Raw genomic sequence first — 15,094 nt, 5'->3', positions numbered from 1 at the left:
ATAGAAACGTTCATTAGGAAATGTGAAGAGGTGCTAGAATGTTAAAACATTTTTTGCCGGATCAGCATGTTCAAAATATATTGGATATTACACCGGAAATGTTAGTAGAACGTGGAGTGAAAGGGATTATCACTGATTTAGATAATACGCTTGTGGAATGGGACCGGCCCGAAGCAACTCCTGAATTAATTAAATGGTTTACTTCTATTAAAGAAAAAGGCATTTTAATAACAATTGTTTCAAATAATACTCAACACAGAGTAAAAAGCTTTTCTGATCCTGTAGGGATTCCATTTATCTATAGTGCTAGAAAACCGATGACTAAGGCTTTTAAAAGAGCGCTCAAAGATATGAAATTAAAAAATCAAGAGGTTGTTGTAATAGGCGATCAGCTGCTGACAGATGTTCTTGGAGGGAACCGAATAGGATTACATACGATTCTTGTTGTTCCTGTAGCAAGCAGTGATGGATTCTTTACAAGGTTTAACCGTAAAATTGAACGTATTATTTTGTCTTGGATGAAAAGAAAAGGCATGATTCATTGGGAGGAATAAGTTTGGAACAAATTAAATGTGTGGGCTGTGGTATTTCCATACAAACTGAGGACAAAGAAGCGCTTGGATACGCACCGCTTTCGGCATTAACGAAAGAGCTGCCTATTTGCCAGCGCTGTTTTCGTTTAAAACACTATAATGAAATACACGATGTGAATTTGTCTGATGACGATTATCGCAAAATTGTCTCCAGTATTGGAGAGGAAGATGCACTGGTTGTAAAGATTGTAGATATATTTGATTTTAATGGGAGCTGGCTGCCTGGTCTTCACCGCTATGCTGGCAAAAATCCAATTTTACTTGTAGGTAATAAGCTGGATCTCCTGCCGAAATCTGTGAATCCTAACAAAGTTATTCACTGGATGAAAAAAGAAGCGAAGGAGCTCGGTCTGAAGCCGATCGATGTTTTGCTTATTTCTGCAGAAAAAGGATATGGCATTGAAGAATTAGCTGATAGCATTGACCATTACAGGCAAGGCAAAGATGTTTATGTTGTAGGATGTACAAACACAGGTAAATCTACATTCATAAACAGATTGATAAAGCAGTTTGGAGAGGAAACTTCTGATTTTATTACGACGTCTCATTTCCCAGGCACCACTCTGGACTTAATTGATATTCCCCTTGATGCAAGAAGTCATATGTATGATACACCTGGAATCATTAATCATCACCAAATGGCTCATTATGTATCCAAAAAGGAATTAAGCATTATAATGCCCAAAAAAGAAATCAAACCAATGGTGTTCCAGTTAAATGAAATGCAGACTTTATTTTTCGGCGGACTTGCAAGAATGGATTATTTGAAGGGCGGTAAACAATCCTTTGTTTGTCATTTTTCTAATCATTTAAACATCCATCGAACGAAGACTGAAAAAGCAGATGAACTATATGAAAAGCATCTTGGTGAAATGCTAACTCCACCAGAAGATACAGCTAATTTTCCAAAACTGAAACGCTATGAATGGATGATAAAGGAAAGCAAAACCGATGTTGTTATTTCAGGATTAGGATGGGTTACATTCCCTGAAGCAGGAGCTAAAGTTGCTTTTTACGCTCCAGAAGGTGTATCAGTAACGGTTCGAAAATCCTTAATTTAAGGAGGATTTTTTAGATGGTAAAAGCACTGGTTATCGGAGATCCAATAGAACATTCGTTATCGCCTGTGATGCATAACGAAGCCTTTAAACAAGCAGGAATACAAGGGTCGTATGAAAAAAAGAAGGTGACTTCAGGCGACTTGCCCTCTTTTTTACAATATTTAAAAGAGAGTGATTACGCAGGGTGCAATGTTACCATTCCGCATAAAGTTGCAATTATTCCTTTTTTAGATGAAATCGATCCAGAAGCAGAAAAAATAGGAGCGGTTAACACCGTTGTAAATAATAACGGAAAACTGATAGGATACAATACCGATGGAAAAGGCTTTTTATTGGGGCTGAAAGAAAAAATCAGCAAGCCCCTAAGGGAGATGAATATTCTTTTAATTGGAGCAGGAGGAGCTGCAAGGTCGATTGCTTATGCTCTGCTACAAGAAAATCCTGAAAAGCTGTTTATTGCAAACCGTTCAGCAGAAAGGTTAGATCTTTTAGTAAAAGATTTAAATAAGATATGCGTAGAACCCTTATCCTTAAAGAAAGCAGAGAGTGAGCTTTCCAGCTTTGATGTTTTGATTAATACTACGAATGCAGGCATGTATCCAAATATTGATACTGAGCCTATACTATTAACTCAATTAAAAAATGATGCCGTTGTATGTGATATTGTCTATAACCCCCTTAAGACAAAGTGGCTGCAAACAGCAGAAAATAAAGGTGCCATAATAGATAACGGTGTTTCAATGCTTGTTATGCAAGGTGCAATGGCGTTTGAAAAATGGACAGGCACTTTTCCGGATACAAATAAAATGAAAGAAGCAGTCAATGACCAGCTCAGGAGGTAATTATGTTAACAGGAAAACAAAAAAGATTTTTGCGTTCAAAAGCACATCATATTCAGCCTATCTTTCAGGTGGGAAAAGGCGGAGTGAACTTAAACTTGGTTAAGCAAGTAGAAGAAGCGCTCGAAGCACGAGAATTAATTAAAGTGAGTGTTCTTCAAAACTGTGAAGAAGATAAAGAAACAGTTGCAGAAGAACTTTCAACTGGATCAAAAGCTGAGCTAGTGCAGGTTATAGGCAGTACAATCGTCCTTTATAAAGAATCAATCAATCAAAAACGTATTGAACTCCCATAAGGAGTGAGCGACTTGGACAAACATATCGGTCTCTTTGGAGGAACGTTTAATCCTCCGCATATTGGGCATTTAATTATTGCCCAGGAAGCTTTAAAACAGCTGAATTTAAATGAAGTGTGGTGGATGCCAGCGTCCAATCCTCCTCATAAGAAGAAAGTCGAAGATGTTTCAGACAGACATCGTATAGAAATGGTTAAGAAAACGATTGGAAACAATAATCAATTCTCCCTTTCTTTACTTGAGTTTGAGAGAAGCGGTCCTTCATATACTATTGATACAATCCGCTTGTTGAAAAAGAAATTTCCAAATAAGGATTTTACTTTTATAATGGGCGGAGATATGGTTCACTCTCTAGGCAGCTGGCATCAAATCGACCAGCTGAAAGACCTTGTCCACTTTGCAGGTGTCGGCCGTGAAGGTTTTCCGGTTGATGAACATTGGGAAAGGTTTAACGTAAAACTTATAGAAATACCTAATATCGGGATTTCATCTACTTTTATCCGCTTAAGAGCAAAAGAAAACAGCAATTTTCGTTATTTTGTTGCAGATGACGTCTGGAAGTACTTGAAGGAGCACCAGCTTTATGGATAGAAATAACGCGCTGGAAACAGTTAAAAAACACTTAACAGAACACCGGTATGTGCACACGTTAGGTGTGTTAGAAACGAGTTTGAAACTAGCTCGGCTTTATAGCGCAGATCTGAAAAAAACAGAAATCGCAGCTATTTTTCATGACTACGCAAAATTCCGTCCTAAAGATGAGATGAGAGAGATCGTAAAAAATGAAAACCTTCCGAAGGACCTTTTGCTTTTTGGAAGTGAAGTACTGCATGCTCCAGTAGGTGCTTTTTTAGTAGAAAAAGAAATTGGAATACAAGATGAAGAAGTTTTGAGTGCCATTTATTATCATACAACGGGTAATGGTAATATGAACACGTTAGAAAAAGTCATTTTTTTGGCTGATTATATTGAGCCGAACCGTCAGTTTCCCGGAGTAGAAGAAGTAAGAGAAGAAGCTGAAAAAGATTTAAATAAAGCATGTTTAATGGCTGTGAAAAACACAATAAATTTTTTGATGAAACAAAACCAAAAGATCTATCCGTTAACCCTTGAAACTTATAATGGTTTAATGGACGAGACTCAAAATAAAAAATAGGAGGAGTGCACTGGATGAATGTTAAAGAGCTTATGGAATTAGTTGTTAAAACAGCAGATGATAAAAGGGCAGAAAATATTGCTGTTTTAGACATGGAAGGAATTTCTTTAGTTGCAGATTATTTCGTCATCTGCCATGGTAATTCGGAAAAACAAGTACAGGCAATATCAAAGGAATTAAAAGATATAGCTTTAGAAAACGACATTCAATTGCGCAGGATGGAAGGGTATGACCATGCTCGCTGGGTATTGATTGATCTAGGAAATGTAGTCGTACATGTCTTTCACCGTGATGACCGCAGCTATTATAATCTAGAGAAATTATGGGGAGATGCAAATTCTGTAGATGTTGACGCTATTCTTGCACCCCAAGAAAATATGTAATGAGTTATCAGCAGTTCGCTTATCTTTATGATGAATTAATGGCAGATGCACCATATTCAAAATGGCTGTCATTTATTAAAAATGCTGTATCTGCTTATCACCCTAATACTATCCGGTTATTAGACGTAGGCTGCGGAACCGGTTCGATGTCAATCTTGCTGGCCAAAGAAGGCTTTGAAGTTACTGGTGTTGATCTCTCTTCAGATATGCTTATGGTTGCAAAAGAAAAAGCTGATAATGAAAATGTTGCACTTTCACTTTTTCAGCAGGACATGAGGGAACTAGAAGGATTGGGAGCATATGATTGTGTAACAATTTTATGCGATTCCCTGAATTATATTTTAAAGGAAGAAGACGTAAAACAAACCTTTCTTTCAGCTTGGAATCATTTAGAACCAAATGGTCTATTTATTTTTGATGTTCATTCCATACATAAGGTCAATGAAATATTTATTGGCAGTACATTCGGCAGTAATAACGAAGAGCTTTCTTACATCTGGCAATGCTTTCAAGGTGAATATGAAAACAGTGTAGAGCACGATTTATCTTTTTTCATTTTAAACAAAGAGAATTATGAACGATACGACGAATTACATATTCAAAGAACGTTTTCACCAGAAGACTATTCTAAATGGCTAAATGAATGTCAATTTGAAGTATTAAGCATAACAGCAGATTTTGAAGATCAGAATCCAAAAGAACAAAGTGAAAGAATATTATTTATTGCTAAGAAATCTTAAAGACAGCTATATGCTGTCTTTTTCCATATGAGATAATATTCAATGTACGGTACAATAAGTAACAACTAAAAGCAGTACGTTTTCTAGGAACGAGGTATTGACGCTATGTTGAATAATGACCCTTTATTAAAACACAATATTTTAGAAACGATTATTGACAGTGCTTACGAATGGATTGTTGTAGTTGATCACGAAGGTATCATTCAATACATGAACAAGACCTATTGTGAGTTTTTAGGAGAAAATCCGAGAGAAGTTATTGGCAAGCATGTAACAAGTGTGATCGAGAATACAAGGATGCATAAAGCGGTGCTTCAAGGGAAAGTTGAGATTGCTGATTTGCAGTTCATCAGAGGTAATTACATGATCGCAAACCGAATTCCTATTCTTCATGAAGGAAAAGTTATCGGTGCAGTAGGTACAGTAATCTTCAGAGATACAGAACAATGGAAGAAAATGAATTCCCATATTAAAGCACTTTTACATGAACTAGATTTTTACAAAAAAGAATGGCATGAAATAAATGGAGCAACTTATACCCTCAATGATTTTATTGGGATATCCAGTGAGGTTGAAAGTATTAAAGAGCGTGTAAAAACCATAGCGAGCGGCGATTTGTCAGTCTTAATCCGCGGTGAAAGCGGCACAGGAAAAGAATTGTTGGCCCATAGCATACATCAGCTGAGTGAAAGAAGCGCTAAGCCATTTATCAAAATAAATTGCGGAGCGGTACCAGAACATCTATTTGAATCTGAGCTTTTTGGCTATTCTGAAGGTGCATTTACCGGGGCGAAAAGAGGCGGGAAACCAGGAAAGTTTCAAATGGCTGATGGAGGTACATTATTTTTAGATGAAATTGGAGATCTTCCTCAAAATATGCAAATTAAACTTCTCCGTGTACTGCAAGAAAAAGAAGTAGAGCCTGTCGGTTCATTAAATTCCCAAAAAGTGAATGTCAGGGTAATCGCCGCAACTAACCGGCCTTTAGAGCAGCTTATTGATAATAACAAATTTCGAGAAGACTTGTTTTACCGAATAAATGTTTTACAGATCCAAATTCCGCCGCTTCGAGAGAGAAAAGAAGATATATGGCCTTTAGCCGAAAGCTTCATTCAGTCTAATTGCAGGGAGACGGGGAAAAGGATTGTGAAAATTGATGATGATGTTATAGAAGCTTTTCTTCAATACACTTGGCCAGGAAATACAAGAGAACTGAAAAATTTTGTTGAGGCCGCTATTCAGCTGACACAAAGCGACCAAATTTCTCTTGATGCTTTTCCGGACTTTCTTCGAGATAAATTTGGAGTTCAGGGAACTAAAAAATCATTAAAAGATTATGTTCATGAGACAGAGAAAAAAGTAATTTCATCTTATTTAAAAAAGATGGACGGAGACATAAAAGCTGTAGCTAATGCTCTAGGTATCGGAAAAACAAATTTGTACGATAAAATAAAAAAGTATAATATATAAAATATTTTTATTCCGAAAAACCGGAAAACAATTCCGCTTTTTCGGAATTGTTCATTTTATTAACTTTTGACTGCTAATATAGAGAAAAATAAAAAATCATTGATAGAAATAATCGCTTATCTATATTATTTTTCCGATTTTTCGGAATATATAGTACAAGAATTCATGTTGTTTGGCGGTTTAATAATTGGCACAAAACTTGCAATAGTATAACGGGGAGTAGAAAGGAGATTTCATTTTTAAAAATGTAAGCGCTTTTAAGGGTTCGCGACTTTTATTTAGAAATGGGGGAAAGAAAATTGGACATTATTATTATTTTATTATCATTATTTTTCCTAATGTTTGTAGCTTATCGTGGTTTTAGTGTCATTTTATTTGCACCGATTGCTGCTTTGTTTGCTGTTTTACTGACAGAACCGGGCCATGTACTTCCGTTTTTCTCAGGTGTATTTATGGAGAAAATGGTTGGCTTTATTAAGTTATACTTTCCGGTCTTCTTGCTGGGAGCAATATTTGGTAAAGTCGTTGAGATGTCTGGATTTGCAAAATCAATCACTCAGTTTGTAATTAAACTAATTGGACCGTCTCGTGCAATGCTTGCAATTGTACTTGTAGGAGCTATTCTTACTTATGGCGGTGTATCCCTTTTCGTTGTGGCATTCGCACTATATCCATTTGCTGCAGAATTATTTAAGCTTGCAGATATTCCTAAGAGGCTGATTCCCGGAACAATTGCTCTTGGTGCCTTTACATTTACGATGGATGCTTTTCCAGGAAGTCCTCAGATTCAAAATATTATTCCGACATCATTTTTCGGAACAACCACGTGGGCTGCACCTTGGTTAGGTTTTATTGGCGGTTTGTTCGTATTTATTCTCGGGATGGTTTACTTAGAATGGAGACGAAGACAGGCGGCAGCTAAGGGCGAAGGCTATGGTACAGGTCATAGCAACGAACCTGAAAAACTGGAATCAGAGGAGCTTCCAAATGCTTTTATCGCGATTTTGCCTCTTATTCTAGTAGGTGTTTTTAATAAATGGTTTACGGTTCTTATTCCAAAATATTATGGCAAAACATTTGATTTCTCAGCAATTGGTATGAAAAATGTACCTGAGATCCAAATTCCAGCACTTGCGGCTGTATGGGCTGTTGAAGGAGCTTTAGTTATTGGGATTATAACTGTATTACTATTCTCTTTTAAAAGAATCAAAAACAACTTTAATAAAGGAATCAATTTATCCATCGGCGGTGCACTGCTTGCAACTTTAAACACTGCATCAGAATATGGATTTGGCGGTGTAATCGCAGCACTCCCAGGTTTTGCAGCAGTAAATACTGCAATGTCAAATACGATTAAAGATCCATTAGTAAACGAAGCTGTTACAACCACTACGTTAGCAGGTATAACAGGTTCAGCTTCAGGCGGAATGAGTATTGCATTGGCAACGATGAGTGAAACCTATATCGAACAAGCAAACAAGCTTGGTATTGATACAGAAGTTCTTCACCGTGTTGCATCTATGGCGAGTGGAGGCATGGACACTTTGCCTCACAACGGGGCAGTAATTACTCTTCTAGCGGTAACTGGTCTAACTCATAAGCAGGCGTATATCGATATCTTTGCAATGACTCTTATTAAAACAGCAGCTGTATTTGTTATCATCGGATTGTACTATATGTTCGGGATTATATAAGTCATTTAAGTTAAGGAGCGGATATCTGTGGAATCGTTCGTAAAAGATAAAGTTGTTTTTATTACAGGGGCAGCAAGCGGAATCGGGCTTGAGTTAGCTAAATCATTTGCTGTGAGCGGGGCAAAAGTTGTAATCAGTGATCTGAATGATGAGAAAGCAAAGGCTTCCGCGGATGAACTTAAAAATAAGGGGTTTGATTGTTTAGGCCTGGGCTGCAATGTAACAGATGAAGACGATTTGAAGAGTGCACTCGATGAAACGCTTAAGCGCTATAATCGGATAGATGTATTGATCAATAATGCTGGACTGCAATATGTATCACCGCTAGAAGAGTTTCCGACAGAAAAATTTCAGCAGCTGATAAGTGTAATGCTTACAGCTCCATTTATGGCAATGAAGCATGTGTTCCCAATCATGAAAAAGCAAGAGTTCGGACGTATTATCAATATGGCATCTATAAATGGGCTAGTCGGATTTGCTGGAAAGGCAGCTTACAACAGTGCTAAACACGGGGTTATCGGTTTAACGAAAGTGGCCGCTTTAGAAGGGGCTGAATATGGCATAACGGTAAATGCTGTCTGTCCTGGCTATGTAGATACTCCACTTGTTAGAGGCCAGCTTGAAGACCTTGCAAAAACACGTAAAGTGGAACTTGAAAAAGTTTTAGAAGAAGTAATCTATCCTTTAGTTCCTCAGAAACGCTTATTGGATGTTCAGGAAATTGCTGATTATACGCTTTTTCTCTCGAGTGAAAAAGCGAAAGGTGTTACTGGGCAAGCGATTGTAATTGATGGAGGTTATGTGGCACAATAATAGGAGTCTTTGAAAATACTTTTTCATTGACAATTACTATATTTGGTGTCAAAGTAAATGATACAAACCTATATATAGAGATTTCAGGTGCCGGTGATTGTCCGGCTTAAAAGGGAATTCGGTGAAATGCCGAAGCTGTCCCCGCAACTGTAATTGTGGACGAAATGGAACTGCCACTGTACAGATTAGCTATGAAAATGGCTGCTGTATGGGAAGGCCCAAAGTAGGATGAAGCATAAGCCAGTAGACCTGCCTGAATCTCTTGTTTTTCTTTTCCTCGGGGATTGGGAGAAAGAACGGTATTTAACTCAAGCAATAGTCTTGTAAGTTTTCTATACGTTCCTTACCCCTCTTCCTGATGAAGAGGGGTTTTTATTATTGGCTTCTTTCTAAAATTGTTGCATTTTGGATGTTTTCTTTTTTCCTTCCTATCCAAGTTGATTGAAGCGTAAGGTGCGAGACTCCTATGGGACGAGCGGTCAGGTGGAGACTCCTAATGGCGCAAAGCGGCAGGAGGCTCACCGTACGCCCCATGGAAAGCGAGCGCCTGAAGCCGAAATCAATTACTTTCGAAGAGCAACAATGTATACGAAAACAGCCTTATTATTTTACTAAGGAGTGGTCTTAAAATGGAAAATACAGTAGCAAAATCTTCTCTCGGGGAATGGCTGCAAGATTGTGTTGCATCATTTCCTGAACTTCAAGGAGAATTGTTTTTAACAAGAGCTGAAGAGTTAGAATTAAAAAATAATAATCGTTCTGCGCTATTCAGACAGTTGATTATGGAGGCTTTAAATTGTTTAAGTTTGGAAGAACCGCAATGGACTTTTGTAGCAGCACGCCTCTATTTAAAGCAGCTATATGAAGAAGTGCAATTAAATAAAGGATTTGGCGAGAAACCTCCATATTCTAATTTATACGGTCTTATTGAGCAATTAACTAAAATGAAAATTTATAATGAAGAGCTGCTCTCTTCTTATAGCACTCAAGAAATTAAAGAAGCTGAGAAGTGTATTGTCCCTAAAAAAGACGAACTTTTTACATATATCGGAATAAAGACACTGGCTGACAGGTATCTCGCTAAAGGATTTAACCATGAGTTATATGAACTGCCGCAAGAACGCTGGATGGTGATAGCTCTATTCTTAATGAAAGATGAAGATCGCAAACATCGGATGGAGCTTGTAAAAGAAGCTTATTGGGCACTTTCAAATCAGTACATGACTGTCGCGACTCCAACTCTAGCGAACGCAGGTAAGAGCTATGGACAACTTAGTTCTTGTTTCATTGATACAATCGACGATAGTCTTCGAGGTATTTTTGATTCAAATACAGATGCGGCAACTGTATCAAAAGGAGGAGGAGGACTTGGGATTTACCTTGGTAAAATCCGTTCAAGGGGTTCAGATATCAGAGGATTTAAAGGCAATTCTTCCGGAGTGATACCATGGATGAAACAACTGAACAATACAGCAGTATCTGTAGATCAGCTTGGACAGAGGCAAGGGGCAATTGCAGTTTATCTGGATGTGTGGCATAAAGATATATTGGAGTTTTTAGATGCAAAACTAAATAATGGCGATGAAAGAATGAGGACGCATGATCTTTTTACAGGAGTCTGTATTCCGGACTTATTTATGGAAAAAGTGGAAAAGCGTGATGACTGGTATTTATTTGACCCGCATGAAGTAAGACGTTTCAAAGGTTATTCACTGGAAGATTCTTATGATGAGCAAAAAGGAAATGGCAGTTTCAGAGAAAGATATGCGGAGTGCATAAACGATGAAAGAATTTCAAAAAAATGTGTTCCTGCGATAGAAGTAATGAAAAGAATAATGAAGTCTCAGCTTGAAACAGGCACACCATTTATGTTCTACCGAGATACTGTTAATAGACTTAATCCCAATCCGCATAAAGGGATGGTTTATGCATCTAATCTATGTACGGAAATTATGCAGAACATGTCAGCAACGACAATTCAGTCTGAAGAAACGAAAGATGGAGAGATCCTCATTCGAAAAACTCCGGGGGACTTTGTTGTCTGTAACCTATCATCTCTCTCGCTAGCAAAAGTAGTTGGAGATAATGTTTTGAAAAGAGTGGTAGATATACAAGTCAGAATGCTTGATAACGTTATTGACCTTAACTCTATAGATGTTCCCCAAGCAGTTCTTACGAATAAAAAATATAGAGCTATAGGGGTTGGAACGTTTGGCTGGCATCATCTTCTCGCTAGAGAGGGGATCAAATGGGAAAGTGAAGATGCCGTCACTTTTGCTGATAAACTCTATGAAAAGATTAATTATTACGTTATAAGTGCGAGCAGTGATCTGGCAAAAGAAAAAGGTAAATACCCTGCTTTTGCAGGTTCGGATTGGCATTCTGGCGATTACTTTGCAAAAAGAAATTACGAAGCTGAAGAATGGTGTAATTTAAGAGAAAAAGTAAGAAGCCAAGGAATAAGGAACGGCTATCTAATTGCGGTTGCACCTAATTCATCAACCTCAATTATTGCTAATTCAACACCTAGTGTAGATCCAATCTTTAAAAAGTTTTATTCGGAAGAAAAGAAAAATTATAAAATACCTGTCACTGCTCCAGATTTGAACGCAGAGACGGCATGGTTCTATAAATCAGCTTTTCATATTGATCAAAGATGGAGTATTGTACAGAATGCAGCTAGACAGAGACATGTTGATCAGTCGATATCATTTAACCTTTATGTAACTCACAATATAAAAGCAAAAGAACTGCTGGACCTTCATCTGCTTAGTTTTGAAAAAGGACTTAAAACAACTTATTACACAAGATCAACGTCAATCGAACTTGAAGGGTGTGAAAGCTGTGAAAGTTAAAGCGATCACAAAATTACAAGAAAGAAAAATTTATGATGCCAGTGCGCCAAATGCTTCTACAAGTGTTATTAATGGGCATAGCTCCAACATCCTGAATTGGGACGACGTCCGTTTTCCATGGGCTTATCCATTGTATAAGAATATGCTGTCAAACTTTTGGACGCCATTTGAGATTAATATGTCCAGTGATAGTAAACAATATAGTAATCTATCTGAGAAAGAGAAGGATACATTTAATAAAATTATTGGATTGCTCGCTTTTTTAGACAGTGTACAAACTGATTATTCAAGCAGAGTTTCAGCTTATTTAACAGACTCGAGTCTTTCAGCTTTAATGGCAACCCTCTCTTTTCAAGAGGTTGTTCATAATCAATCATATTCTTACGTATTATCATCACTAGTCCCTAAGTGGAAGCAGGATGAAATCTTTGAGTATTGGAAAACAGATGAAGTATTGCGTGAAAGAAATGATTTTATTGCAAAAGGCTATGAAGAATTTATAAACAACCCTAATCCGGAAACTTTCATAAAATCTATTATTTATGATGTGATCTTAGAAGGATTAAATTTTTATTCTGGTTTCAGTTTCTTTTATAACTTAGCAAGAAATCAAAAGATGGTATCCACTTCTACGATGATCAATTATATAAACAGAGATGAACAATTGCACGTTTACTTGTTTTGCAATATATTCAAGGCTGTTCTGCAAGATTTTCCGGAACTTAATAATGAAGAACTGCATCAATTTGCAAATGAAACGTTTAAAACGGCCGCAGAGCTGGAAATCAAATGGAGTAAATATATTATAGGAGATTCTTTTGAAGGGATTACTAACACCGACTTAGAAGACTATATCAAGTTTATGGCAAATAAAAGATTAAACGAGCTAGGATTTGAAAAATTATATCCCGAATACAAGAAAAATCCTCTTCCTTGGATTAAAGCATATTCAGATGTTAATTCAGGGAAAAGTGATTTTTTTGAACAGAAATCGAGACAATACACTAAGGTTTCTGACGATAATGGATTTGATGAATTATAAAAAGCCGGATATTCATTCCGGCTTTTTTCTATAAAGTTTTTTATAATGAACTGCGTAAGGAAAATTACTTTAGTTCTTCCTTTACTTCGAATTGCTGATTAACTTTTTCGCATTCTTCGTGATATTTTTCATGTGTCCGCTGTATGACCTTATCAAATACTTCATCCATTTCACTGCTTAAGATTTTAATTCCCTCTCCAGTAATACCGCCCTTCACGCATACTTTTTGTATAAGCGCAGGCAGTGTATAAACTTCTTTTTCAAGTAATTTACCCATTCCGATAATCATGTCACTGGCTAGCTGAGTTGCTTGTGCTTTCGTTATATCGGTTTGATTAACCGCGCTATTAACAAAACATTGCAGCACGTAGCCGATAAAGGCAGGACCACAGCTTGCAATATCAGAAGACACCCTCGTGATGTTCTCATCAATCATTAAAGGGGTTGAAATGAAAGACATAAGAGTAAGTAATTTTTCTTTGTAGTCAGGGTGGCACCGGCTTCCAAATGAAATAAGAGAAGATCCAGACAAGGCTCGATTATTAATGCTTGGAATGGCTCTCGCTATATTGCAGTCAAGAAGGTCTTCAAGCTGTTCACATGAAATAGGACTTGTAATAGATACAAGCAGCTGATGTTTTGAAATATAGTTTTTATTAGCTGAAAGCAAAGAATAAAATTCATGAGGTTTAACACAAATAAATACGATCTCAGCGAACCGAAATACTTCTTCTGGTGTATTCCCTATCTTTATCTTTGGATAGGCGTGCTGCAGCCTTTCCGCTTTGGACAGGGTACGGTTAGTAACCATTAACCGTGATGGGGAAATGGCTGAAGATTCTATGAAAGAAGCAACGAGAACGCTTCCCATATTCCCGGTTCCGATAATTCCGATCTTCATACCTTAACCTCCTTCCTCTACCTTAAAATCTATGCGCACAATGTTTTGTTTATGATTTTGTAACGTTCCGCCTTCATATAAAAAAGGAGTGAACTTTTATGATTCAGCTGAAAAAGCATATAAACTTGGTGCTCGGAGCCACTTTATTACTTTTAATTTTGATTGGAGTGTTCATTTACAAAAATATAAACAGTCAGCCTGATTTGGTGATTTCACCCGAACAAATGCCTATGATAAAAGATGAAACTGAAACGATTGACTCTGAAACTGAAAAAAATGAGGAGGAATCTATTGTATCAGGTCCAATTATGGTCGATGTTCAGGGAAGTGTTAATCGACCTGGTGTGTATGAAATGAATAATGGTGATCGTGTGATTGACGTGATTAAAAAAGCGGGTGGTTTTTTAGAAGAAGCAGAAGCTCGATCAGTAAATCAGGCTGAGAAAATTATTGATGAAATGATTATATATGTTGCAGCTAAAGGGGAAGAGGTTCATCCTTTATCTTCTAATAAGGGAAATGAAAAAGATGATTTGTTAAATATTAATTCTGCTGATCTATCTGAACTTCAGACCCTTAGCGGTGTCGGCCCCTCTAAAGCTCAAAGTATTATTTCCTACCGTGAGGAATTTGGACCGTTCAAATCAATTGATCAGCTTTTAGAAGTTCGTGGAATTGGTGAGAAAACGATTGAAGAATGGAAAGATAAAATTAAATTCCAATAAGGGTTTTTATTGACCCGCTTTTTCGCTGAGTCTACACTATACATTATAGAATAAGGAGGGATAGGAATTGAAACGTATTTCCTGGAATGAATATTTTATGGCGCAAAGCCAGTTGCTTGCGTTGCGCAGTACGTGTACCCGCTTAGCTGTAGGTGCGACGATTGTAAGAGATAAACGGATTATCGCAGGAGGTTATAACGGTTCAATATCTGGCGGCGTTCACTGTATAGATGAAGGATGTTATGTAATTGATGGGCATTGTGTAAGAACCATTCACGCTGAAATGAATGCTCTCCTTCAATGTGCGAAGTTCGGCGTTCCAACTGATGGCGCTGAAATGTATGTTACACATTTTCCCTGTCTGCATTGCTGCAGATCAATCATCCAAAGCGGCATAAAGAAAATTTATTATGGTGAAGATTACAAAAATCATCCATATAGTATTGAACAATTTAAGGAAGCCGGAGTGACTGTTGAGAAAGTTGAAATGACTATCCCTCCATCAGCATTTATACCAAGCTGATTT

General features: G+C 37.3%; 16 protein-coding genes and 1 riboswitch. Of the genes, 15 read left to right on the top strand and 1 reads right to left on the bottom strand.

All coding sequences use genetic code 11. From position 1 onward, the window contains the following. The first annotated feature begins 38 nt into the window (after nucleotides 1–38). The 13 genes from UN64_RS00285 to UN64_RS00225 all read left to right on the top strand — a co-directional run bounded on the left by UN64_RS00285 (nucleotide 39) and on the right by UN64_RS00225 (nucleotide 12,942). Nucleotides 39–554, top strand: a complete 516-nt coding sequence (locus UN64_RS00285; RefSeq protein WP_077359129.1) for a YqeG family HAD IIIA-type phosphatase — start codon at nucleotides 39–41, stop codon at nucleotides 552–554. After that, nucleotides 551–1,654 (top strand): ribosome biogenesis GTPase YqeH, encoded by a 1,104-nt coding sequence (gene yqeH, locus UN64_RS00280; protein WP_077361042.1) that lies wholly within the window; start codon nucleotides 551–553, stop codon nucleotides 1,652–1,654. Before UN64_RS00285 ends, yqeH begins: the two co-directional genes overlap by 4 nt. A gap of 14 nt (nucleotides 1,655–1,668) precedes the next feature. Continuing rightward, nucleotides 1,669–2,496, top strand: coding sequence for a shikimate dehydrogenase (aroE, locus tag UN64_RS00275; RefSeq protein WP_077359128.1), 828 nt, complete (start codon nucleotides 1,669–1,671; stop codon nucleotides 2,494–2,496). A gap of 2 nt (nucleotides 2,497–2,498) precedes the next feature. Beyond that, nucleotides 2,499–2,789 (top strand): ribosome assembly RNA-binding protein YhbY, encoded by a 291-nt coding sequence (gene yhbY / locus UN64_RS00270; RefSeq protein WP_077359127.1) that lies wholly within the window; start codon nucleotides 2,499–2,501, stop codon nucleotides 2,787–2,789. A gap of 12 nt (nucleotides 2,790–2,801) precedes the next feature. Beyond that, complete coding sequence (locus UN64_RS00265; RefSeq protein ID WP_245801932.1) at nucleotides 2,802–3,380, top strand: nicotinate-nucleotide adenylyltransferase; 579 nt, start codon at nucleotides 2,802–2,804, stop codon at nucleotides 3,378–3,380. Further along, nucleotides 3,373–3,945, top strand: a complete 573-nt coding sequence (gene yqeK / locus UN64_RS00260) for a bis(5'-nucleosyl)-tetraphosphatase (symmetrical) YqeK (protein ID WP_077359126.1) — start codon at nucleotides 3,373–3,375, stop codon at nucleotides 3,943–3,945. Before UN64_RS00265 ends, yqeK begins: the two co-directional genes overlap by 8 nt. A gap of 14 nt (nucleotides 3,946–3,959) precedes the next feature. Further along, nucleotides 3,960–4,328, top strand: a complete 369-nt coding sequence (gene rsfS / locus UN64_RS00255; RefSeq protein WP_077359125.1) for a ribosome silencing factor — start codon at nucleotides 3,960–3,962, stop codon at nucleotides 4,326–4,328. Further along, a complete protein-coding gene (locus UN64_RS00250) occupies nucleotides 4,328–5,068 on the top strand; it encodes a class I SAM-dependent DNA methyltransferase (protein WP_077359124.1) in 741 nt (246 codons plus the stop codon). Before rsfS ends, UN64_RS00250 begins: the two co-directional genes overlap by 1 nt. Before the next feature lie 105 nt (nucleotides 5,069–5,173). Continuing rightward, nucleotides 5,174–6,538, top strand: coding sequence for a sigma-54 interaction domain-containing protein (locus UN64_RS00245; RefSeq protein ID WP_077359123.1), 1,365 nt, complete (start codon nucleotides 5,174–5,176; stop codon nucleotides 6,536–6,538). 299 nt (nucleotides 6,539–6,837) lie between these two features. Further along, a complete protein-coding gene (locus UN64_RS00240) occupies nucleotides 6,838–8,232 on the top strand; it encodes a GntP family permease (protein ID WP_077359122.1) in 1,395 nt (464 codons plus the stop codon). Between the two features lie 27 nt (nucleotides 8,233–8,259). Next, nucleotides 8,260–9,045 carry a 3-hydroxybutyrate dehydrogenase gene (locus UN64_RS00235; RefSeq protein WP_077359121.1) on the top strand — a complete coding sequence of 262 codons (786 nt, stop codon included), beginning with the start codon at nucleotides 8,260–8,262 and terminating at the stop codon, nucleotides 9,043–9,045. Nucleotides 9,046–9,113: 68 nt separating this feature from the next. Further along, a riboswitch (cobalamin riboswitch) is annotated at nucleotides 9,114–9,316 on the top strand. A gap of 358 nt (nucleotides 9,317–9,674) precedes the next feature. Further along, a complete protein-coding gene (locus UN64_RS00230) occupies nucleotides 9,675–11,900 on the top strand; it encodes a ribonucleoside-diphosphate reductase subunit alpha (RefSeq protein ID WP_077359120.1) in 2,226 nt (741 codons plus the stop codon). 4 nt (nucleotides 11,901–11,904) lie between these two features. Then, the gene (locus tag UN64_RS00225; RefSeq protein WP_077361038.1) at nucleotides 11,905–12,942 is read left to right on the top strand and encodes a ribonucleotide-diphosphate reductase subunit beta; all 1,038 of its coding nucleotides are present in this window, start codon (nucleotides 11,905–11,907) and stop codon (nucleotides 12,940–12,942) included. 64 nt (nucleotides 12,943–13,006) lie between these two features. Here UN64_RS00225 and comER read toward each other — a convergent pair whose 3' ends face one another. Then, entirely contained in the window at nucleotides 13,007–13,843 is an 837-nt protein-coding gene (comER, locus tag UN64_RS00220; RefSeq protein ID WP_077359119.1) for a late competence protein ComER, read from the bottom strand. Between the two features lie 98 nt (nucleotides 13,844–13,941). On the opposite strand from comER, the gene UN64_RS00215 reads away from it, so the two are divergent. Continuing rightward, on the top strand, nucleotides 13,942–14,568 hold the full coding sequence (locus UN64_RS00215) for a helix-hairpin-helix domain-containing protein (protein WP_077359118.1): 627 nt from the start codon (nucleotides 13,942–13,944) through the stop codon (nucleotides 14,566–14,568). 67 nt (nucleotides 14,569–14,635) lie between these two features. Beyond that, entirely contained in the window at nucleotides 14,636–15,091 is a 456-nt protein-coding gene (locus UN64_RS00210) for a ComE operon protein 2 (RefSeq protein ID WP_066291133.1), read from the top strand. Nucleotides 15,092–15,094: the final 3 nt, after the last annotated feature.

It is taken from the genome of Fictibacillus arsenicus (assembly GCF_001999465.1).
Taxonomy (GTDB): domain Bacteria; phylum Bacillota; class Bacilli; order Bacillales; family Fictibacillaceae; genus Fictibacillus; species Fictibacillus arsenicus.
The sequence above is the reverse complement of the archived record's forward strand: the minus strand, read 5'-3'. Positions and strand labels throughout refer to the sequence as shown.

Excerpts from the sequence above, each read along its gene's own strand:
- UN64_RS00285 (WP_077359129.1), top strand. The coding sequence starts at position 39 with ATGTTAAAACATTTTTTGCCGGATCAGCATGTTCAAAATATATTGGAT.
- aroE (WP_077359128.1), top strand. The coding sequence starts at position 1,669 with ATGGTAAAAGCACTGGTTATCGGAGATCCAATAGAACATTCGTTATCG.
- yhbY (WP_077359127.1), top strand. The coding sequence starts at position 2,499 with ATGTTAACAGGAAAACAAAAAAGATTTTTGCGTTCAAAAGCACATCAT.
- yqeK (WP_077359126.1), top strand. The coding sequence starts at position 3,373 with ATGGATAGAAATAACGCGCTGGAAACAGTTAAAAAACACTTAACAGAA.
- rsfS (WP_077359125.1), top strand. The coding sequence starts at position 3,960 with ATGAATGTTAAAGAGCTTATGGAATTAGTTGTTAAAACAGCAGATGAT.
- UN64_RS00250 (WP_077359124.1), top strand. The coding sequence starts at position 4,328 with ATGAGTTATCAGCAGTTCGCTTATCTTTATGATGAATTAATGGCAGAT.
- UN64_RS00245 (WP_077359123.1), top strand. The coding sequence starts at position 5,174 with ATGTTGAATAATGACCCTTTATTAAAACACAATATTTTAGAAACGATT.
- UN64_RS00230 (WP_077359120.1), top strand. The coding sequence starts at position 9,675 with ATGGAAAATACAGTAGCAAAATCTTCTCTCGGGGAATGGCTGCAAGAT.
- comER (WP_077359119.1), bottom strand. The coding sequence starts at position 13,843 with ATGAAGATCGGAATTATCGGAACCGGGAATATGGGAAGCGTTCTCGTT.
- UN64_RS00215 (WP_077359118.1), top strand. The coding sequence starts at position 13,942 with ATGATTCAGCTGAAAAAGCATATAAACTTGGTGCTCGGAGCCACTTTA.